Raw genomic sequence first — 20,153 nt, forward strand, 5'->3', positions numbered from 1 at the left:
AAAAAGGATGCCCCGCCTGAACAGGGGCATCCTTTTTTTTGGCAGTTAAGAAACCAGCATACATACTGTGACCATCTTTAATGAAAACAGCTAATTTATGCTAATGTGATTTCTTTTACCGTTTCTGCATCCAATTTCTTGATTGCCTCAACAATTAACTTAACCGCATTTTCAAAATCATCACGATGCAGGATAGCAGCATGCGAATGAATATAACGTGTTGCTATCGTAATCGATAAAGATGGCACACCATTTGCTGTTAAATGGATAGAACCGGAATCTGTACCTCCACCTGCCATTGATGCATACTGGTACGGAATATTATGTTCATCAGCAGTGTTCACGATTAATTCACGAACCCCTTTATGGGAAACCATTGATGCATCATATAAAATAATTTGCGGGCCTTCTCCTAGTTTGCTATCCGCATCTTTGTCAGAAATACCAGGCGTGTCCCCTGCAATACCTACATCCACACCAAATCCGATATCCGGTTGAATAGCATTTGCTGCAGTTTTAGCACCTCGAAGTCCAATCTCCTCTTGGATAGTTCCTACGCCATATACTACGTTAGGATGATCAACATCTTTTAGCTGTTTTAATACCTCAATTGCAATCGCCAGCCCAATTCGATTATCCCATGCTTTGGCAAGCAGCATTTTTTCATTCTTCAATTGCGTGAATTCGAAATAAGGAACAACTGAATCTCCCGGTCTTACACCAAATTCCTCTGCCTCCTCTTTACTTGATGCACCAATATCTATAAACATATCTTTAATATCATATGGCTTTTTACGGGCATCGGCTGAGAGAATATGCGGTGGTTTTGAACCGATGACCCCTGTTACATCGCCATTATTCCCCATAATTGTCACTCGTTGTGCCAGCATTACCTGATTCCACCAGCCACCTACCGTTTGAAAATAAACAAATCCTTTAGCATCAATTCGCGTAACCATGAAACCAATTTCATCCAGGTGTCCAGCTACCATAATTTTTGGACCGTCCACGACTCCTGTTTTTTTAGCAATTAAACTTCCCAGATTATCAGTAAAAATTTCATCTGCGTAAGGGGTAATATACTTTTCCATTACTTCTCTTGGTTCTTTTTCATTTCCAGGGATTCCCTTTGCATCTGTTAAATCCTTCAACATTGTTAATGTTTCATCTAATTTAGCCATATGTACAAATTTCCTCCTTTATTAATCCGCCATCTCCATTATAACTGTTTTACCAGACATCACAAAATATTTCCTAATATCCTTGATTTTGTCTCTTGTAATTAATCTCATTCTTTTTAAAATAGGCATCATGAACATCTTCCTCATTAAAACCAAGAATCCTTCCCAACTGCAGGTAACTCTCGAACATTTTTTCATAGTTCTCCCTGGTGGAATTTTGTTTAAACAAAACACATCTTTCATATACATTGTTAAATTGTTGTGTTTCTGTTTGTTCACTGTCTACGATTTCTCTTCCATTATAATGATAACCTTTTTCTATACCTAAGGATAAAATGAAATGAATACCGTCCACGTATTCTTCCAATATAACACTTCTTTCACTTCTGGCTTTTGTACTCCAGAATTTAAAGCAACGTGTTTCATTGGCCAACTCGCCGAGCTCTACAAGTAAGGCAAGATATTTCTTATGAAAAACATCCTGCTCCTCTATCCCCTGGTTTGTTTCAATATACGCATCCAATTGTTTCTGCATTGTAAATAGTGCTTTCCAGTCCAATATAATTTTACCTCATTTCGCTTTTTTTATGATTGTACCATGAATTCAAAAAAATAGTGAAACCTATAGAATACATGTATCGTATAATAGATTAACAAACAACGGGGAGACGATTGAATATGGTCGTAATTTTATTTCGTATATTGATGCTTATAGCAATAGCACTCATCGTCTATACATGTATCCAGTACCTTCGAAATCCGCAAAGGCGGCTTCATATAGCACAGGAAAAAAAGGAATTCTTCTTTTTGGACGAACCAGCGAACAGCAAAAAAAATATTCAGTTTGTCTACAAGGGATGTTTATTTGAAGGTGAAAAATATCTTGGAGCAACGGAGAATGCCTTTGAGGTGGTCAATATTCACGTTACCGTTCGGGACCCAATGGAATTACACGGTTTTACGCGGGATGATTTATATTTTCTGGAAGAGGAAATGCTTATACGCTACCCCCATGCAAAAGTCGAGTGGAAACATCCAATCAATCAATTATTGCTAACAAATATGGATTAAAGTCCTTGTTTAGAACAAAAGCTCAGGAAGCCTTGGTCACCCTAAGGCAAGAGGAAGTTCGACTAAAAGCGCCACATCCGTGGCAACGTCGAACTGACCCACGTCCTGTGGGCCCAAGTAAGAACTCAACATGCGCGTCCTTTGCTCATGAGGTTAAGACCTCAAGCGGGGTAGGCGCTGGAGCTGGACGTGGCTGATAATCTAATATAAATATTTTATGCCAAAATTTTATACATTCTTATCTCTTTAGAAAACTTGGGTAAACGCCCAAGCTTTTATGGCGATAAAGCCAAAGCCCGCCCTTATGCAGTAAGGAAGTTTTATGCTTTCTTAACTGCAATTAAAAACACTCATCTGGTTTTATCCAGATGAGTGTTTTTATCTTAGCGTGTACTTAATTGGAAAAATTCCTGCCATTTAATAATTATTTCCTTTTTTCTTAAGAGATATAAGAATGGTAGAAGCGCAATTAAAACCGCGAAGATATGGATGGGGGTTAAATTAGAGATCCACTGGCCAATGGATGTGTATACAAAAGCTAAAGGAATATTAGATAATAAAGATAATTTCGTATAATCTTTGAAACTTGCTGATATTTCAATTAAACACAGGGATAAAAGGTGGAAGTGAATAAATGGAACGAGTCGAAGCAGCGTAATTTGCGGTGTGGTTAATACCGAATGGTTACCAATCAATTTCTTTTTTACATGTAACAGTTTTTTAAACGTTTTCGGCATCCACTTGATAATGTAATAAAAAATAATGCTGGATAATGTGATGCCAATGATAGAATAAACTGTCCCTGCGACTGCTCCAAACAGAATTCCTCCGGAGATACATATAAAAACAACAGGAAGAAAAAATAATGGCCGCAGTAAGTGAAAACTGATGAATAGGATTGGAGCAAAAAGCCCACCTGTCTCGATGAACGCCATTAAATAGTTCCCAAAAAGCTCCATCATCTACCCCCTTTTCCAGAGCTTTTAGACTTAATTAAAATCTCCTAAGACATGTATATGACAATAGACGAGCCATTATGACACGTAAAAGAATATGTATGATATGAAAATGGTATGAATAATAATGATGAATGGCATACCAAATACAAAAGAGCGATGTTTTGTCTTATGGCTAAATGTCTTCATTCCAAGATAAGAACCGACAGCACCACCTAAAATGGACAGCAGCCAAAATGTGCGTTCAGGTATACGGTACTGCTGTTTCTTCGCCTTTTGCTTATCAAGTCCCATAAGAATAAAAGTTATAATATTAACCCCTACTGCATAAATTAAGATGGAATCGAATTCATTCATTGTCTTACTCCTCTATTTTTGTTAGTAAGTTAAAAAAAAGACCAAATCCAATCAGATGTGGATTTGATCTTTTATGGTTCATTATTTAAGTGCGTTTTTTGCTTTATCTGCTAATTGACCAAACGCCTGTTCATCATTGATAGCAAGTTCTGACAACATTTTACGGTTGATATCAACACCAGCTACTTTTAAACCGTGCATTAATTTGCTGTAGGAAATGTCATGTAGACGAGCAGCAGCATTAATACGAGTAATCCATAATTTACGGAAATCGCGTTTCTTCTGTCTGCGGTCACGATATGCATATAAACCTGATTTCATAACCTGTTGTTTTGCTGTTTTAAATAATGTTCTTTTCGAACCATAGTAACCTTTAGCTAATTTCAATACGCGTTTACGACGGCTTCGCGTAACTGTTCCACCTTTAACTCGTGGCATAATAATTCCCTCCTAGTACAAATAAAAATCTGTTTTATTAAATTTCGTTATATATCTTATTTATATGGCAACATTGATTTAATACGTTTGTAATCCCCGGATGATACAAGGGTGTTTTTACGAAGTTTACGTTTTTGTTTTTGTGATTTGTTTGCAAACATATGGCTTGTGTATGCATGTGCACGTTTTAACTTACCAGTACCGGTTTTTCTGAAACGTTTTTGAGAACCTTTATGGCTTTTCATTTTAGGCATGTTGATTTTCCTCCCTATAAAACATTAATTATTTTTCGTTAATTGGAGCGACCATCATAAACATATTACGGCCCTCCATTTTAGGTTTGGTTTCAATTGTTGCGATATCTTTTACCTCATCAGCAAAACGATCCAATACCTCTCTGCCAAGCTCTTTGTGTGTGATTGCACGTCCGCGGAAACGAACTGCTGCTTTCACTTTGTCCCCTTTTCCAAGGAATTTTCTGGCGTTCTTTAATTTCGTTTCAAAGTCATGATCGCCGATTCCAGGAGTAAAACGAACTTCCTTGACATTAATAACTTTTTGTTTCTTGCGTGCTTCTTTTTCTTTCTTTTGCTGCTCGAAACGATATTTTCCATAGTCCATTATTCGGCAAACTGGTGGTTTTGCATTCGGAGCAACCAGGACCAAATCCAAATTTCTCGTTTGTGCAATATCCAGCGCTTCATTACGTGATTTCACCCCAAGTTGATCACCATTTGAATCGATAAGACGTACTTCTTTAGCACGAATCTTTTCATTGACATTCATATCTTTGCTAATAGCCAGCCACCTCCAAAATATTTTAAAGTCTTATTGATCTGCTATTGACAAGCGAATTTTTTAAAATAAAAAAGTGCCGGTACAATATGCACCCACACGTCTCCATCGTTTATTAAAGAGTTTTAACCAGTCAACTGCTTGATGCGTCGATCAGGTGAGAAGCGGGTGCTTCTACTTGCCTTTAGATCATTTAGTTTTATTCAACTTTTATAGAATACCATCTTTAATCTATAATGTCAAACTACATTTCTTAAAAAACTTTGTTCATCCTCGAGAGTCTTAGCCACCAATTCTTAATCATTGGCATAACTCTCATCCAACAAAAAACAAGCATATGAATCTGTCAATCATATGCTTGCAGGAAAAATATTATTGACGCAGCGTCTTATCACTTATTTCTTTTTGAATTAAATCTGTAAAATCATCGAACCCAATTGTTTCAGATTGTTTTTCTCCGTATCTCCGTACATTAACTGCCTTGGCTTCAATTTCATTATCTCCAAGTACCAGAGCAAACGGAATCTTTTGGGTTTGGGCTTCACGTATTTTATAGCCGATTTTTTCATCTCGTTCATCAACAGCTACCCGTATACCTTGACGTCTTAGTTTGTCTTCAACTTCTTTTGCATAATCAAGGTGGACTTCGGGGGAAACCGGGATTACTTTTACTTGAACTGGCGCCAGCCACGTTGGAAATGCACCTTTATATTCTTCAATAAGGAATGCTACAAAGCGTTCCATTGTTGATACCACTCCACGATGGATAACAACTGGACGGTGTTCTTTTCCATCTTCTCCGATATAGGTTAAATCAAAACGTTCTGGCAGCTGGTAATCAAGTTGTACAGTTGAAAGTGTCTCATCTTTACCTAGTGCCGTTTTTACCTGCACATCCAATTTAGGTCCATAAAAAGCGGCCTCTCCAATTGCTTCAACATAATCCAGGTTCATGTCTTCCATTGTTTCTTTTAACATGCCTTCAGCTTTCTCCCACATTTCATCATTGTCAATATATTTTTCTTTATCCTCTGGATCACGATAGGACAAACGGAAATAGTAATCATCTATACCAAAGTCTTTATAAACCCTTTGTACGAGTTCAACTACCCGGATGAATTCCTCTTTTAATTGCTCCGGTCTTGCAAAAATATGAGCATCATTCAATGTCATAGCCCGCACACGTTGTAGGCCTGCAAGTGCACCACTCATTTCATAACGGTGCATTGTTCCCAGTTCTGCAATACGGACCGGCAAATTGCGATAGCTCCATAATTGATTTTTAAAAACCATCATGTGATGTGGACAGTTCATTGGACGTAATACAAGCTCCTCATTATCCATTTCCATGGTAGGAAACATATCATCCTGATAGTGATCCCAATGTCCGCTTGTTTTGTAAAGATCCACATTTGCTAAAACCGGAGTATATACATGATCATAGCCAAGTCGTTCTTCGATATCTACAATATAGCGTTCAATCTGACGACGGATTGTTGCACCTTTAGGAAGCCAAAGCGGTAGGCCTTGTCCAACTTTCTGATTAATTGTGAAAATATCCAATTCTTTTCCAAGCTTGCGATGGTCGCGTTCCTTGCGTTCTTCCAATAGCTTCAGGTACTCTTCCACCTGTGCCTGTTTTTCAAAAGCTGTTCCATAGATACGCTGAAGCTGCTGGTTATTGCTGTCTCCACGCCAGTATGCTCCAGAAATACTTAACAGTTTAAAGGCTTTTATTTTATTTGTTGAAGGTACATGAATTCCGCGGCAAAGATCAAAAAATTCACCTTGCTGATAAATGGTGACCTGTTCTCCTTCAGGAATCGCATCAATCAATTCCAGCTTCAAATCATCCCCGATTTCGCGGAACATTTCTTTTGCTTTCTCACGGGTTACTTCAATGCGTTTAATCTCAAGTGCTTCATCAGCAATACGCTTCATTTCCTTTTCTATTTTCGGAAGGTCCTCCGGGGTAATTTTATGCTCCATGGCCATATCATAATAGAAACCTTCTTCAATAACCGGCCCGACACCGAATTTAACATCCTTATAAAGACGTTTAATCGCCTGTGCCATTAGATGTGCAGTTGAATGACGCATCACTTCAATGCCATCCTGATTTTTATACGTAACGATTTCAATTCTTCCGCCTTTTGTCAGTTCACGTCGTAAATCAACAAGCACGCCATCCAATTTAATCGCAATTGCCTGTTTTTTTAATCCTGAAGAAATGGAACCTGCAATTTCTTCTCCTGTAGTACCTGCAGGAAAGTCTTTCTCTGCCCCATCTGGAAATACGATAGAAATTTCTGTTTCTGCCATTACAATCACTCCTGTTCATTAGAAAATTTGGCTTTTCACCAAACCTAGTTGCTTTTATGCAGTAAGAAAATTTTATACGTTCTTACTGCAAATAAAAGACGCTCGTCCTCTGCATTACTGCAAAGGGACGAGCGTCTGACACGCCGTGGTTCCACCCTGATTTCCATCATACGATTGATGGCTTCATTCATCATTAACGCAGATGCTACGCCGGTATTTACTGTCATTTCAATAACGGAGTTCAAAGGGGGTAATTAATTGAGTGTATTGCGGAAGCTTCCAGCCAAAGGCTTCCTTCTCTTGTCCATACATCATCCAAATAATTCTGTCCTTATCATTACCATAAATATTAGTATAATTTATAATTTGTATTATAGCTTCTCATAATGACAAAATCAAGTTATTACTGTTTGTTTTTTAATTTATACGGAAATGGAAAATTACTCAAACCCTCGAAATCAACTCTTTCCTGAAAAACATTAATGATCGTCAATGTCTTCGGCTCTGAGGGGTCCTTGCCATATATCTTTATTTTCTCTGGTGTCATGGCAATCAAAGGCGCCAAATTCCATTCATTTGTATCTAATCCTACAAGATAAAGTGGTTCTTTCTGCATAATCATTTGCAATTCCATATTCGACATATGCTTCCCGTCTTGTTTAAAAAAAGCAAAGTTTTCTCCCTGCAGGACATGAATCATATCCATGCCGGGTTCTTTTCTCGAAATATATTCACGGAGCGCATTTACAAACTCCTGATGATCTTCTTCCCTTTTGAATTCCTCGATCGCCAGTCCAACATAATATTTAAGATCATCATTAAATGCTTTAAGTCGAAATTTCACAATCGAGTCGAAGTGAATGGTGGTCGTATTCTCTATATTAATGGTAAACAATGATTTGAGAACCTGTCTCGGATCTTTACTTTCCATTACTTGCAGGCTATCTTCATCCTCTCCGGCAAACAACCAATTTGTTAAATCCAAAATCCGTTCAATTTCGTCTGCATTCGTAAAATAATAAACTTTTTCTATCGTATTTTTTATTAGATCATTTAAACGATACGTAATAAATACATCAACCATTGACTGAGCAATCACTTCATTCAGCCCATTTCCAGGCAATACCTCTTCAAACTGTAGATGATTCCCCCAATCCGCATGTGTTTTCCAATGTAATTCAATTTGCTTATTATAATGGAATAACTGCTCACAAAAACGAACTACTTCTTTATCCGACTCAAAAAATACAGAAAGCATACACATCATCCTCACCCAACACCAAACTGTTACATTATATGGGTAAGGGAGTAAAAACATGTATAAACCATCAAAACTAGTAAGAATAGTACCAAAAGTTCATGTCGTTCCCTGATTATCCTAAGGAAAAATGAACACAAGTCATACGCGAAGCAAGCTGAAGAAGCCGGCATGGGATATATTATCCCATGCCGACTTCTATCTGACATCAACGATTACGTCGATTTTTCCCTACTATTTCTACTTCCTTACTAACCTGTTTAATTCGTTCAATGACTCTGCCTGCTTTTACGGTTTCAACTCCTGAGCGAGTTGAAGCTAACTGTTCTTCCAATTGTGTAAGATTGTAATTTGATGTAAAAAATACTGGTAATCTTTCCATCATCCGATATTGCAGAATGGACCCAAGTATTTCGTCACGAAACCAGGCAGATTGTAATTCTGCCCCAATATCATCAAGCATCAATACATCGGCTTTCTTAAAGTATTCTATTTTTTCATTTATCGAGTCATCTTTTAAAGATGCTTTGATTTCACGAACGAGCTCCGGCATATAAATAATCATGGATGATATATTTAATTCTCTCAATTTATTCGCGATGGCGCCGAGAAAATAAGTTTTCCCAACACCAAATGGACCGTGAAAATAAATTCCTTTTTGAGGAAGCGCATCTTCTGCTTGTGTAACAAAATTAATCAATGCACGTATTGCCGGGTTTCGCTGCATATCTGATTGATCAATATCACCCGTATCTGCCTGTAAAATTTCCTTGGGCATATACAGGCTTTGAATTAGTTTCTGTTGTTTTTGCTGCTTTTCATACATAATTCTACGATGGCATTTTTCATAGGACAGCCGTATTTCATCATTTTCAACATGAAGAATTGGCGAATAACCCGGCAGCATATTTTTGCAGCATTCAAAAGAAGAACATGTATTACATTGCTTTGATTGCGACTTATATTCATATAGCCTAATTAGATTTTTATCGATTTCTTTTTGTGTTAATTGCGGATATAGAGATAGAAATTCTTTGATTTCAGGATCATTCAATACTTCTTTTCTTATCTTTATATAGTTTTCTTTAAAATTCTCATTTTCCTTCATCCATTTTTTTAATGAAGTTTGTACTGGTTTCATTTGAATCATCCTTGAAAATGACTTAATTATTTTTTACTAGATATCTGACGCAGGAGAGCTGCAATTTCTTCCTGTTCTCTCACATCGTTTTCATCCACAGGTTGAGTATCTGTATTTTCCTGTGTATTATTCCGTTCCTTAAACCAGTCAGGTACAATTTCTTTTGACGCTGATTTTCTGTAATTGGAACGCTTTGATTGCTGTTTCGGTCTCTGGTATCTTTCTTTTTCTTTTTTCGCAAAAGCCATTGCTTCTTTAGCGGTTTTTACATTCACTCTTGACCAATGACTTGCTATTTTCTCCAAGTATGCTTTAGACAATTTCATATTAGATTGTAATAACACATAGTGGATTAGCACATTCATCACTGGTGAAGGTAATCCTTGTGACACCATAATTTCACGGATTATTTTCAAATCCTGTTCAGATGCATGATTTCCACTCGAAAGATCCTCCAGCAACTGCTTTGGGGAAATCTTTTCCAGTTGAGATATGAGCTGCTCTTCCTTTGTGGTTGGCTGATGCTCTGTCTGTTGTGATTGGTTTTCTGTTTTGGCTTTTAATTGAATTGGTGTTTGATAGTTTTTCGATTTAAACAAATCATGACATGCAATTTTAAACTCCTCTGCATCTACACGATTATCCTCTGTCAATGCCCATAATACTGCTTTTTCAATTTCAAATGATGCTAAATCATACAGTTGCATCATTTGTATAATTAATTTTCGATTATCGGCAGTAAGGACACGTTTTACAGGAATCATACGCTGTTTTAGCATCTGCTCCATCCAAGAGAAATTTATTCCATCTTCTATAACAGGTTCTGTGCTTTCGTCACAAGTTGGAACTGTCCCAACTTGTGACGATGATGGCGTAAAAGTCTGGAAAACATCGTTAAAAGCTGCAGTTAAATTTGTTCCGCGTTCTCCTGTGGGTGTTGTAACATAATGGTTTTTAAGTGTGGTAAACTTGTCTTCACCGATATGATGATAAAGAAGCTGTGTCAACATTGCATCTTTAAAAAAACTGTTTGGAGAGAACGGACTTTGTAATTCATACGTATATATATTGTTTGGTGCTGTACTTCTTTTATATGTTTTTAGGAGACCTATTCCTTCAAGTTTAAGCCTTGCCTGATATATTTCATCCAAAGGTAAATTTAAGTAATTCATTAATGTGTGGTGTGTTTGTGCTTCTGTTTCCTGCTGCAGATCCATATCATGCAAAAGCGTCTGGTATAACATAACCGCTTGAATACCGATAAGCGGCTGATACAAATGGGTTAATGACTTTGCATAATCTACAGGCAAATTGCCTTTAACTAACACATAATACCCTTCCACAGGCAAGATTTTCCCAATAAAATTCATCCAACTAACCCTTTCATTTTCTCTTTCGTTAACTCTCGGAATTATTATTCGTTTTTATCAGATCCTTTAATTCGTCGAGAAAAACAGTAATATCCTTAAATTGGCGGTAGACAGAGGCAAAACGGACATATGCTACTTCGTCAACCTCAGAAAGACGTTCCATCACCATTTCGCCAATTTCCTTCGAGTCAATTTCAGAAACACCTGAATTACGCAGCTCTTTCTCCACATGAAAGGCGATTTCTTCAATTTTCCCAAGTGGCACCGGACGTTTTTCACACGCCTTAATTAAACCGCGAATGAGCTTTTCTCTGCTGTATTCCTGCCTTACTCCATCTTTTTTCACTACGATTAAAGGGACTTCCTCAATCCGCTCAAATGTTGTAAAACGAAACCCACATTGCTCACATTCTCTTCTTCTGCGTATGGCTTGTCCTTCTTCAATCGGGCGTGAGTCAAGAACCCTTGTATTCTTATTGTGACAGTTGGAACATCTCATTGTGTTTAACCCCATTCATAATTTCTAAGCCTTTGTTTGCTTTGTAGTGATAAGCGGCAATTCTTTGTTGATCTGTGTATATAATTCCTGAATTACTTTTGTACTGTATCCAAAATCAAACGGCAGCACAGATTCTGTTGTTACAGAAAAATCAATTGCTGTATGATAAGGTCTGACCATAATTACGGTCGCGACGATAAACGCTTTTTTCCCTTTTTTTATCACGACGCTTATTTCTCCATGTTCGTTGGAATTGGAGTTTATTTTATACTTTTGTGTGTTTGTAAAAAAATTTTCCAGCACACCCATACCCTTATCTTTTGTTGTCTTATAATAATGTGTTTGTAGTGATGTGTCTTCATGGTTCTCACTAGTTTCCGCATGGTTATTAAAGTACTTATTTATTGTATTTCGAAAAGACAATTTCTCACGTCCCGTAGATTGTATTCTATACACATATATTTATTTATTTTAACATGTTTCTTTTAATTCCTCTATCATTTTAAAAAAACTTGGTCTGCAGCAAGCCTTTATGTGATAAAACCTTACCCCGGACTTTATGCAGTACGAAGGTTTTATTCTTTTTTAACTGCCAAAAAATAGAAGCACCTGACCCTTACGTAAAATAAGAGTCAGGTGCTGTTACGATCCTTTTATTTTTATGAAATTTGTACTTGGCGTTGGTGAATATAATCTCCGATATGTGCTGTTAAATCAAGTACTCTTCTAGAATACCCCCATTCATTATCATACCATGCGAGCACTTTTATTTTATTATCTTCCATGACAATCGTGGAAAGGCCATCAACGATTGCAGAATAATCGGTCGTCGTGTAATCAATAGAAACAAGTGGTTCTTCACTGTATTCCAGAATACCTTTCAATTCACTGTCGGCTGCCTGTTTAAATACATGGTTGATTTCTTCGGCTGTTACAGATTCCTCAAGATCAACCACTAAATCCACCAATGAAACGTTTGGTGTAGGCACTCTCAATGCCATCCCGTGCAGTTTCCCATTTAAATGGGGAATTACCTCTCCCAGTGCTTTTGCCGCTCCTGTGGATGTCGGAATGATAGATTGTGTGCAACTTCTAGCCCGACGGAGGTCTTTATGCGGATTATCGATATTTTTTTGATCATTTGTAAAAGCGTGCACGGTCGTCATTAGACCATTTAAAACCTTAAAATTATCATCCAGTACTTTTACTACCGGAGCCAGACAATTCGTTGTACAGGAGGCATTTGAAATCACATCATCTTGTTCGGGATTATACGCCTCTTCGTTAACCCCCATTACTATTGTCTTATCCACCTGTTTGCCCGGAGCGGTAATGACTACCTTCTTTGCCCCAGCCTGGATGTGAAGTCCTGCACTCGCTTTAGTTGTAAACTTACCAGTAGCTTCAACAACGACATCAATATCAAGTTCTTTCCATGGAAGTTTTTCTGGCTCGCGTGAACTTACTAATGCAATGCTTTTTCCGTTTATTTCTAACCCTTCCTGAACCGCTTTCACTTCACCTTCAAAAATGCCGTGAACGCTATCATATTTGATTAGATGTGCAAGTGTTTCCGCGGGATAACTTGCATTAATTGCCACAACCTCCAGTTTGTTATCAGTGACCGCCTGACGAAACACCATTCTACCAATTCGTCCAAATCCGTTAATTGCAATACGAGTTTTATACATTTATGCCCCTCCAATATACGTTACACTAATTAGTTGTTATTATGTAATTAGTATAACACAATTAAAGAATTATGTGTTGAATGTTTTAAATAATCTTCGCTTATTGTCAAACCTGTGTGAGACATTTCAGTTATACTAACGCATTAGAGTACCTTTTTTATTTTTTCATCTTTGCCGCTATATAAGGTTTCTTAACTACTAAAAAAAGACCAAAACGAGCTCATCTCGCTTTGATCTTTCACCTTCCTAAATAACTTTCCACTCTTTCAACAATTTCTCCAGCTGTTCAAAGGATTCATACTTCGTCCCATTATTATCAATCGTAGCATCTGCCATTTCGGCTTTATCACTGACAGATATCTGAGAGCTGATACGCTGTTTGGCTTCTTCTTCTGCGTAGCCGTTACGTTTCATCAATCGCTCTAACTGAACTTCCTCATCTACATAAACCACTAGAGTTTTATCGGCAAAATGAGTTAATTTACTTTCAAATAATAAAGGGATATCCAGTACAACACTGGAGGCACCTGCTTGGACGAATGCTTCTTTTTTTTGTAACATTTTTTCCCTGACTGCAGGATGAACGATGCTGTTTAACTGTTTTCGTTTTTCATCATCCGCAAATATGATGGAACCCAGTTTTTCACGGTCAAGTGTCTTGTCCTCCCGCAATATTTCCTGGCCAAATGTCTTGATGATATTTGTGTATGCTTTTTCTCCTGGGTTTACAACTTCTCTTGAAATCTTATCCGCATCTACCACGGGAATGTTAAAGTCATCAAACATGAGAGAAACTGTACTTTTTCCTGAGGCAATACTTCCGGTTAATCCGATAATTAGCGCCATTTGCTCCCCCTTAATTTTTTTGGCATGTTGTACATACATGTGTCCCACGTCCACCTATTTTCATTTTCACAATTTGATTTCCACATTTTTTACAGGCTTGGTTTTCCTGTCCATAAACAAATAACTCCTGTTGAAACATACCCATATCACCTTGACTGTTCACATACGACCGAATGGTGGTACCACCTTGTTTCACAGCAGCTTCCAGTGTTATTATTGCTTGTTCACGGATTGCTTTTATTTCCTTCTTCGTTAATTTACTTGATTGCTTTAATGGATGCACATTTGCTTTAAATAATGTTTCATCCACATATATATTGCCTAGACCTGCCACAATGGATTGATCCAATAAAGCAGCTTTGACAACACGATTAGTTTTTTTCAGTTTTTTATAGAGGTAATCAAGAGTAAAAGCCTCGTCAAACGGATCAGGCCCCAATTGGTTGAGTGGCTTTTGAAACATTTCCTGGCCCTTGGAATAAACATGCATTGTTCCAAATTTGCGCACATCATTATAACGGAGCTGCTCGCCATTGGTAAATGTAAAAATAACGTGTGTATGCTTTTTGACAGGAGCACTTGCTTTATGAACATTGTATTTCCCTTCCATTCGAAGGTGGGAGACTAATATATAATCATCCATATGGAACAGAAGAAACTTTCCTCTACGGGTAATATCCTGTATGGTTTGTTGCGCCAACAATAATTTGAATTGCTCTACATCATCAGGTTCCTTGATGATATTTGGCCAGTAAACCGTTACTTCCTTTATCGTTTTATTCATGACAAATTGCTTTAATGTTTGCTTAATCGTTTCTACTTCTGGTAATTCCGGCATCTTTATAATTCCCCTTATTTTGCATCGAACCAGCTATTCCCATATTCATAGTCAACCTTTAATGGTACGGTTAAATCCACGGTATGCTCCATCATAGCCGGCACAATTCCTTTCAATTTATCCAATTCTTCCTTTGGTGCTTCAAGAATCAATTCATCATGCACTTGGAGAAGTATTCGCGCCTCCAATTTCTCTTCTTTTAGTTTTTCATGCAAGTCAATCATTGCTTTTTTTATGATGTCTGCCGCACTTCCCTGAATTGGTGTGTTCATCGCCGTTCGTTCAGCGAAGCTTCGCAAATTGAAGTTGCGGCTGGTTATTTCCGGTAAATATCTTCTGCGATTCATTAATGTAGTGACATACCCCTGATGTTTTGCTTCCTGCACAATTTCATCCATATACGATTTCACACTTGGATAGCTTTCAAAATAGCGTTCAATAAACTGTTTTGCCTCTTTCCGGGTTATGCCCAGGCTTTGTGAAAGTCCATAATCACTTATTCCATATACAATTCCAAAGTTAACAGCTTTTGCCTGCCGACGCATATTTGAGGTTACTTCTTCTTTTTCAACATGAAATACATCCATTGCCGTTTGGGTGTGAATATCCAGGTCATTTTTGAAAGCCGCAACTAATTTTTCATCATTTGCAATATGTGCCAATACCCGCAATTCAATTTGCGAATAGTCTGCTGCAAACATGATCCAGTCTTTCTTAATCGGAACAAACGCCTGTCGGATTTTGCGTCCTTCCTCCAAGCGAATCGGGATATTTTGCAGGTTTGGTTCGATGGAACTTAATCTTCCAGTTTGTGTAAGTGCCTGATTAAAACGTGTATGAATTTTTTGGGTATCATAATCCACAACCTTCAGTAAGCCTTCAATATATGTTGATTGAAGCTTTCCTAATTGACGGTATAATAAAAGTTTCGGGATAATTGCATGCTCATTCTCTAACTGTTCTAATACATCTGCAGCTGTTGAATAGCCGGTTTTTGTTTTTTTTATTACAGGCAATTTCAGTTTCTCAAATAGAATTGGTCCAAGCTGCTTTGGTGAATTCAGATTAAATGTCTCACCGGCTAATTCATGTATCTCGCTTTCCAGCTGACTTAAACGTTCTTTTAAATCACTCCCCATTTCTTCCAAACGGGAAATATCCACTTTCACACCTAAATGCTCCATTTCTCCTAAGATGAGAGCAAGCGGCATTTCGAGTTCTTTACATAATTCATATTGTTCATTTGTCTTTAATTGTTCTTCCATTTCTTCTTTTAATGAATATAAAACAGCTGTTTTTCGAGTGACATGTTCAGCCAGAATAGATTGTTCCGGTATTTTCAATTTTGCACCTTTGCCATAAACTTCTTCATCAAAATGGACATCCGTATTTCCCATCCGGTTACCAATTGCCGGGATATCATGGTTATTCTCGGATGGATTAAGCAAGTAAGAAGTCAACAACATATCAAACGTGATACCTTTAATATGAATGCCACGATTTAATAATGCTACCAATGTCTTTTTGGCATCAAACACATATTTTACTTTTCCCGCGTCCTCTGCCCATTCTTTAAATATGTTTGAATTTAACGCTACTTCTGTTGGGATAAAATAATTATTTTTATGATTTACAATCCCAATTCCTTCAATGCCCGCGGTATGATAATTATCCCCGATCATTTCTACTACAAGCGCATCATTTCCGGTGAACATGGAAGCTGTCACCTCACTGACAATAACCATATCCATTTCCTTTAATTCACTCTTGTTGTCTTCACTATCATCTTCGGCAGTCCCACCTGATATCCGATTCAATAAGGATTGGAACCCAAGATTTTTAAACATGGTACTTACCTGCGCCTGGTTATACCCTTCGTAAACCAGCTCATCAATCGAAACAGTTATCGGAGAATCACATTTAATTGTTACCAGATCTTTACTCATAAATGCATCATCTTTATATGTAGCCAGTTTTTCTTTCATTTTTTTTCCACTGACTTCATCCATATGATTATATACTTCTTCCAATGTATCATACTGTTTCAATAACTTTGTCGCTGTTTTTTGCCCAATTCCTGGCACTCCAGGGATATTATCCGAACTATCTCCCATTAATGCTTTCAAATCGATAATCTGTTCCGGAGATATTTCCATCTTTTCTTTCATAAATGCCGGTGTATACTTTTCTACTTCACTGATCCCTTTTTTCGTCAGATTTACGGTAACCTGTTCAGAAGTCAACTGCAGTAAATCCTTATCTCCGGATATTACTGTCACTTCCATATTATTTTCTTTACCCAACGAGGCAAGTGTTCCGATAATATCATCCGCTTCATATTGCTCCAGCTGATAATGACGAATCCGAAATGCATCAAGCAACTCTTTCATCAATGGAAATTGTTCGGATAATTCAGGTGGTGTTTTTTGACGTCCGCCCTTATATTCTTTATAGGTTGCATGGCGAAAGGTTGTTTTTCCGGCGTCAAATGCAACCAGCATATGTGTCGGTTTCTCTTCTTCCAAAATACGCAGCAGCATCGTTGTAAATCCGTACACTCCATTTGTATACACACCTTTATCGTTGTTTAAGAGCGGCAGTGCAAAAAACGCACGATAAATAATACTGTTTCCATCGATTAAAACGAGTTTTTTGGACATAGATATGCCTCCAATCAAAATAATAACTAAACACATTTTATCATTGTCTGTGCAGAAAAGAAAAAATAATGGTGAGATATGCCTGATGTATGTATTGAAGATGTACGAAGTTGCTCATAGAACTGCCGATCATTAGAACTTGATTTTCACAATGCCTTGATGGGCCGAACTTATGCAGTAAGAGAGATTTATACTTTTGCATGAAAACTACGGTTATTAGAACGAGAAAAATTAATCAAAAAACCACCATAATTTTGTTCCCTTTAACGTCGCAGTTGATATAAAAGATGAAGTAACTGCTATGTTGATTTCCGCTGAGGACCGTTGCTTTCCGTGGGCAACGTTTCAGCTTCCTCGGAAGCAAAACCACTTCCTGCGGGATCTTCAGCTGTTGCTTTTCCCACAGGAGTCAACAGTCCTCCGCTCCAATCAACTATCTTAAGAGTGCATGGCTATTACGTGACAAATAATAAATACGATAAGTTGCAGTGCACAATCCAGCGAAGGAAATAGGAAGGTTATGGAATAATTTCAACGCCCGGCAACCAGTGAGACTTCTCTAAATCTATATCCGTTGCTGGAGGTATGCTTTTCACTATATATACCATAGGATATAAAAACACCCCCGTATTTCGGGAGTGTTTTTATATCGACGAATCTTTTGGCAGATAAACATGGACAGCTGTTCCTTTATCAATTTCGCTATCCACTTTAATTTTACCTTCATGGACTTCTACAATATGTTTGACTATTGCAAGACCTAAACCTGTTCCTCCTGTATTTCTGCTCCGTGCCTTATCCACACGATAAAATCGTTCAAATACCCGCTGTAACGCTTGGGGTTCAATACCGATACCTGTATCTGTAACCTGAATATGAACATAATCCATCGTAGCATCAACCTTCAACGCTACCTTGCCATTCTCTGAAGTATAGTGGATTGCATTGTCCAAAAGATTGATTAATATTTGCTTTATTCTTTCTCTATCAGCCTTGAATACGATATCACCCTTCACATCTATCGAAAGTTGCAATTGTTTTTGCTCGGCTTTATAGTTAATTGCTGGTATAACCTCCTCTACTAATGATTTTGGATGGACTTCTGATAGTACAAGGGGATACCCCTCTTTTTCCAATTTTGATAGCTTTAATAAATCATCGATAAGCTGCTGCAAACGATGGCTTTCATTAAATATAATACGCAGAAAATCAGTTTTTACATCTTCACCTGTCATTTCGTCATCAAGGAGTGTTTCAGCAAAACCTTTGATGGAAGTAATGGGCGTTTTCAATTCATGCGAAACATTCGCAACAAAATCCTTTCGCATTAATTCATGCCTTTTTAATTCCGTGATATCATATAAAACAAGCACTGCACCTTTTAATATATTTCTATCATTAAGGACTGGAACACCGACAACTTCTAAATAATGTTTGTCTATTCCTTTAAAATAGCTGAGTTCTTTTTTTATATTTTTTTCATACAGAAAGGTATGTTGCACCGTTTGATGAATTAATTCATTATCAATTACATTATAAAAAAGATGCCCATTATAATCCTTCGGAGTGTTTCCAAAGATTGAGATGAATTTACGATTTACCAGATGAATATATCCCTTTTCATCAATCAGTACCAGTCCGCTTTCTGTATTATCAATCACAGAGGCTAATTGTTCTGAATGGAGCTGTTCCTGTATGGATAGTTCACTTAAGTTACGGGCCAACTGATTTACTTTACTGCTTAATTCAGCGACTTGTCCATGAGAAGTCTGATGGATACGTGCGCGGTAATTCCCCTTAACCATTTCATCCATCGTTTTTGACACTTTATTAATCGGTTTTATAAATTTATCGTAAATATGAAGTAAAATTAACAGCAAGATAATAAACATTGCCACGAAAACCGATAATAGTATTATAATTTTATTCGTGATTTGAGTTAGTATAATTCCTGAAATTAACAAAAGAACAAAGATACCGGCAATATAAGAGAGTAAAGGCTTTGTAAATACCGCCTTCATAATGCAGGTTCTTCCAATTTATAACCGAGTCCTCTCACAGTCTTAATATATTCGGGCTTTTTAGTAGTTGGTTCAATTTTTTCCCTTAAATGACTGATATGAACATCGACAATTCGAGTATCTCCAACAAAATCATAATCCCAAATACCACTAAGTAACTGATCCCTTGAGATAACTTTCCCCTTATGATTTGCAAGATAAAATAGTAGCTCAAACTCTTTTCTGGTAAACGTAATAACCTTATTATTCATTTCTGCTTCATAACGTTCGGGGTATATGATTAAATCACCAATATGCAAGGTTTTATAATTAAATTCTGATACCTTTTCAGTTCTTCTTAAAATTGCTTTTATACGTGCAACAACTTCTTTCGGGCTAAAAGGTTTCGTTAAATAATCATCAGCCCCGAGTTCAAGACCCAATACTTTATCAAATTCATCATCTTTTGCGGTTAACATTAAGATTGGAGTTTCAATTTTATTACTCCTTAAATGCTTACAAACCTCCATTCCATCCATTTCAGGAAGCATGAGGTCAAGGATAATAAGATCGTATTCATTATTCTGAGCCTTATTGACGGCTTCCAAACCATCATAAGCGACATCTGTAAGAAATCCGGCTTTTTCTACATTAAATTTTAATAAAGTTACAATAGACTGTTCATCATCTACGACTAGTATTTTTTTCTTCATCATAATCCCCATTTCTG

General features: G+C 37.2%; 21 protein-coding genes and 1 other annotated feature. Of the genes, 1 reads left to right on the forward strand and 20 read right to left on the reverse strand.

Going from position 1 to position 20,153, the window contains the following annotated elements; genetic code table 11:
* Positions 1 to 95: 95 nt before the first annotated feature.
* Complete coding sequence (locus ACZ427_RS10530; protein WP_461179335.1) at positions 96 to 1,181, reverse strand: M42 family metallopeptidase; 1,086 nt, start codon at positions 1,179 to 1,181, stop codon at positions 96 to 98.
* A gap of 73 nt (positions 1,182 to 1,254) precedes the next feature.
* Positions 1,255 to 1,740: a dUTP diphosphatase gene (locus ACZ427_RS10535; protein ID WP_461179336.1), complete on the reverse strand. Its 486-nt coding sequence runs from the start codon at positions 1,738 to 1,740 to the stop codon at positions 1,255 to 1,257.
* Between the two features lie 119 nt (positions 1,741 to 1,859).
* On the opposite strand from ACZ427_RS10535, the gene ACZ427_RS10540 reads away from it, so the two are divergent.
* A complete protein-coding gene (locus ACZ427_RS10540; RefSeq protein ID WP_461179337.1) occupies positions 1,860 to 2,252 on the forward strand; it encodes a sigma-w pathway protein ysdB in 393 nt (130 codons plus the stop codon).
* 383 nt (positions 2,253 to 2,635) lie between these two features.
* Here ACZ427_RS10540 and ACZ427_RS10545 read toward each other — a convergent pair whose 3' ends face one another.
* From ACZ427_RS10545 to ACZ427_RS10630, 18 genes are all read right to left on the reverse strand, one after another.
* Complete coding sequence (locus ACZ427_RS10545; protein ID WP_461179338.1) at positions 2,636 to 3,211, reverse strand: TVP38/TMEM64 family protein; 576 nt, start codon at positions 3,209 to 3,211, stop codon at positions 2,636 to 2,638.
* Positions 3,212 to 3,286: 75 nt separating this feature from the next.
* Positions 3,287 to 3,565 (reverse strand): DUF1294 domain-containing protein, encoded by a 279-nt coding sequence (locus ACZ427_RS10550; RefSeq protein ID WP_461179339.1) that lies wholly within the window; start codon positions 3,563 to 3,565, stop codon positions 3,287 to 3,289.
* An 81-nt stretch (positions 3,566 to 3,646) separates the two neighbouring features.
* Positions 3,647 to 4,003: a 50S ribosomal protein L20 gene (rplT, locus tag ACZ427_RS10555; RefSeq protein WP_461179340.1), complete on the reverse strand. Its 357-nt coding sequence runs from the start codon at positions 4,001 to 4,003 to the stop codon at positions 3,647 to 3,649.
* Positions 4,004 to 4,059: 56 nt separating this feature from the next.
* Positions 4,060 to 4,257 carry a 50S ribosomal protein L35 gene (rpmI, locus tag ACZ427_RS10560; protein ID WP_461179341.1) on the reverse strand — a complete coding sequence of 66 codons (198 nt, stop codon included), beginning with the start codon at positions 4,255 to 4,257 and terminating at the stop codon, positions 4,060 to 4,062.
* A gap of 28 nt (positions 4,258 to 4,285) precedes the next feature.
* Entirely contained in the window at positions 4,286 to 4,789 is a 504-nt protein-coding gene (gene infC / locus ACZ427_RS10565) for a translation initiation factor IF-3 (protein ID WP_461179342.1), read from the reverse strand.
* 73 nt (positions 4,790 to 4,862) lie between these two features.
* Positions 4,863 to 4,984: a sequence feature (ribosomal protein L20 leader region), on the reverse strand.
* Positions 4,985 to 5,170: 186 nt separating this feature from the next.
* Complete coding sequence (gene thrS / locus ACZ427_RS10570) at positions 5,171 to 7,120, reverse strand: threonine--tRNA ligase (protein ID WP_461179343.1); 1,950 nt, start codon at positions 7,118 to 7,120, stop codon at positions 5,171 to 5,173.
* A 44-nt stretch (positions 7,121 to 7,164) separates the two neighbouring features.
* On the reverse strand, positions 7,165 to 7,347 hold the full coding sequence (locus ACZ427_RS10575) for a hypothetical protein (RefSeq protein ID WP_464883418.1): 183 nt from the start codon (positions 7,345 to 7,347) through the stop codon (positions 7,165 to 7,167).
* 176 nt (positions 7,348 to 7,523) lie between these two features.
* A complete protein-coding gene (gene ytxC / locus ACZ427_RS10580) occupies positions 7,524 to 8,378 on the reverse strand; it encodes a putative sporulation protein YtxC (RefSeq protein WP_461179345.1) in 855 nt (284 codons plus the stop codon).
* Between the two features lie 208 nt (positions 8,379 to 8,586).
* Positions 8,587 to 9,519 carry a primosomal protein DnaI gene (dnaI, locus tag ACZ427_RS10585; protein WP_461179346.1) on the reverse strand — a complete coding sequence of 311 codons (933 nt, stop codon included), beginning with the start codon at positions 9,517 to 9,519 and terminating at the stop codon, positions 8,587 to 8,589.
* A 26-nt stretch (positions 9,520 to 9,545) separates the two neighbouring features.
* On the reverse strand, positions 9,546 to 10,889 hold the full coding sequence (locus ACZ427_RS10590; protein WP_461179347.1) for a replication initiation and membrane attachment family protein: 1,344 nt from the start codon (positions 10,887 to 10,889) through the stop codon (positions 9,546 to 9,548).
* A gap of 28 nt (positions 10,890 to 10,917) precedes the next feature.
* Positions 10,918 to 11,388: a transcriptional regulator NrdR gene (gene nrdR, locus ACZ427_RS10595; RefSeq protein WP_461179348.1), complete on the reverse strand. Its 471-nt coding sequence runs from the start codon at positions 11,386 to 11,388 to the stop codon at positions 10,918 to 10,920.
* Positions 11,389 to 11,412: 24 nt separating this feature from the next.
* Positions 11,413 to 11,811, reverse strand: a complete 399-nt coding sequence (locus tag ACZ427_RS10600; RefSeq protein ID WP_461179349.1) for a cytosolic protein — start codon at positions 11,809 to 11,811, stop codon at positions 11,413 to 11,415.
* A gap of 236 nt (positions 11,812 to 12,047) precedes the next feature.
* Positions 12,048 to 13,079: a glyceraldehyde-3-phosphate dehydrogenase gene (locus ACZ427_RS10605; protein ID WP_461179350.1), complete on the reverse strand. Its 1,032-nt coding sequence runs from the start codon at positions 13,077 to 13,079 to the stop codon at positions 12,048 to 12,050.
* Between the two features lie 246 nt (positions 13,080 to 13,325).
* The gene (coaE, locus tag ACZ427_RS10610; RefSeq protein WP_461179429.1) at positions 13,326 to 13,925 is read right to left on the reverse strand and encodes a dephospho-CoA kinase; all 600 of its coding nucleotides are present in this window, start codon (positions 13,923 to 13,925) and stop codon (positions 13,326 to 13,328) included.
* A gap of 10 nt (positions 13,926 to 13,935) precedes the next feature.
* Entirely contained in the window at positions 13,936 to 14,763 is an 828-nt protein-coding gene (mutM, locus tag ACZ427_RS10615) for a DNA-formamidopyrimidine glycosylase (protein WP_461179351.1), read from the reverse strand.
* 14 nt (positions 14,764 to 14,777) lie between these two features.
* Positions 14,778 to 17,423: a DNA polymerase I gene (polA, locus tag ACZ427_RS10620; RefSeq protein WP_461179352.1), complete on the reverse strand. Its 2,646-nt coding sequence runs from the start codon at positions 17,421 to 17,423 to the stop codon at positions 14,778 to 14,780.
* Between the two features lie 644 nt (positions 17,424 to 18,067).
* Positions 18,068 to 19,444: a two-component system histidine kinase PnpS gene (gene pnpS / locus ACZ427_RS10625; RefSeq protein ID WP_464883419.1), complete on the reverse strand. Its 1,377-nt coding sequence runs from the start codon at positions 19,442 to 19,444 to the stop codon at positions 18,068 to 18,070.
* Positions 19,441 to 20,136: a response regulator transcription factor gene (locus ACZ427_RS10630; protein WP_461179353.1), complete on the reverse strand. Its 696-nt coding sequence runs from the start codon at positions 20,134 to 20,136 to the stop codon at positions 19,441 to 19,443. The genes pnpS and ACZ427_RS10630 overlap by 4 nt, the downstream gene beginning before the upstream one ends.
* Between the last annotated feature and the right edge of the window lie 17 nt (positions 20,137 to 20,153).

This window comes from Virgibacillus ainsalahensis, from assembly GCF_055380755.1.

Excerpts from the sequence above, each read along its gene's own strand:
- ACZ427_RS10530 (WP_461179335.1), bottom strand. The coding sequence starts at position 1,181 with ATGGCTAAATTAGATGAAACATTAACAATGTTGAAGGATTTAACAGAT.
- ACZ427_RS10540 (WP_461179337.1), top strand. The coding sequence starts at position 1,860 with ATGGTCGTAATTTTATTTCGTATATTGATGCTTATAGCAATAGCACTC.
- ACZ427_RS10545 (WP_461179338.1), bottom strand. The coding sequence starts at position 3,211 with ATGGAGCTTTTTGGGAACTATTTAATGGCGTTCATCGAGACAGGTGGG.
- ACZ427_RS10550 (WP_461179339.1), bottom strand. The coding sequence starts at position 3,565 with ATGAATGAATTCGATTCCATCTTAATTTATGCAGTAGGGGTTAATATT.
- rplT (WP_461179340.1), bottom strand. The coding sequence starts at position 4,003 with ATGCCACGAGTTAAAGGTGGAACAGTTACGCGAAGCCGTCGTAAACGC.
- rpmI (WP_461179341.1), bottom strand. The coding sequence starts at position 4,257 with ATGCCTAAAATGAAAAGCCATAAAGGTTCTCAAAAACGTTTCAGAAAA.
- infC (WP_461179342.1), bottom strand. The coding sequence starts at position 4,789 with ATGAATGTCAATGAAAAGATTCGTGCTAAAGAAGTACGTCTTATCGAT.
- thrS (WP_461179343.1), bottom strand. The coding sequence starts at position 7,120 with ATGGCAGAAACAGAAATTTCTATCGTATTTCCAGATGGGGCAGAGAAA.
- ACZ427_RS10575 (WP_464883418.1), bottom strand. The coding sequence starts at position 7,347 with ATGACAGTAAATACCGGCGTAGCATCTGCGTTAATGATGAATGAAGCC.
- ytxC (WP_461179345.1), bottom strand. The coding sequence starts at position 8,378 with ATGCTTTCTGTATTTTTTGAGTCGGATAAAGAAGTAGTTCGTTTTTGT.
- dnaI (WP_461179346.1), bottom strand. The coding sequence starts at position 9,519 with ATGAAACCAGTACAAACTTCATTAAAAAAATGGATGAAGGAAAATGAG.
- ACZ427_RS10590 (WP_461179347.1), bottom strand. The coding sequence starts at position 10,889 with ATGAATTTTATTGGGAAAATCTTGCCTGTGGAAGGGTATTATGTGTTA.
- nrdR (WP_461179348.1), bottom strand. The coding sequence starts at position 11,388 with ATGAGATGTTCCAACTGTCACAATAAGAATACAAGGGTTCTTGACTCA.
- ACZ427_RS10605 (WP_461179350.1), bottom strand. The coding sequence starts at position 13,079 with ATGTATAAAACTCGTATTGCAATTAACGGATTTGGACGAATTGGTAGA.
- coaE (WP_461179429.1), bottom strand. The coding sequence starts at position 13,925 with ATGGCGCTAATTATCGGATTAACCGGAAGTATTGCCTCAGGAAAAAGT.
- mutM (WP_461179351.1), bottom strand. The coding sequence starts at position 14,763 with ATGCCGGAATTACCAGAAGTAGAAACGATTAAGCAAACATTAAAGCAA.
- polA (WP_461179352.1), bottom strand. The coding sequence starts at position 17,423 with ATGTCCAAAAAACTCGTTTTAATCGATGGAAACAGTATTATTTATCGT.
- pnpS (WP_464883419.1), bottom strand. The coding sequence starts at position 19,444 with ATGAAGGCGGTATTTACAAAGCCTTTACTCTCTTATATTGCCGGTATC.
- ACZ427_RS10630 (WP_461179353.1), bottom strand. The coding sequence starts at position 20,136 with ATGAAGAAAAAAATACTAGTCGTAGATGATGAACAGTCTATTGTAACT.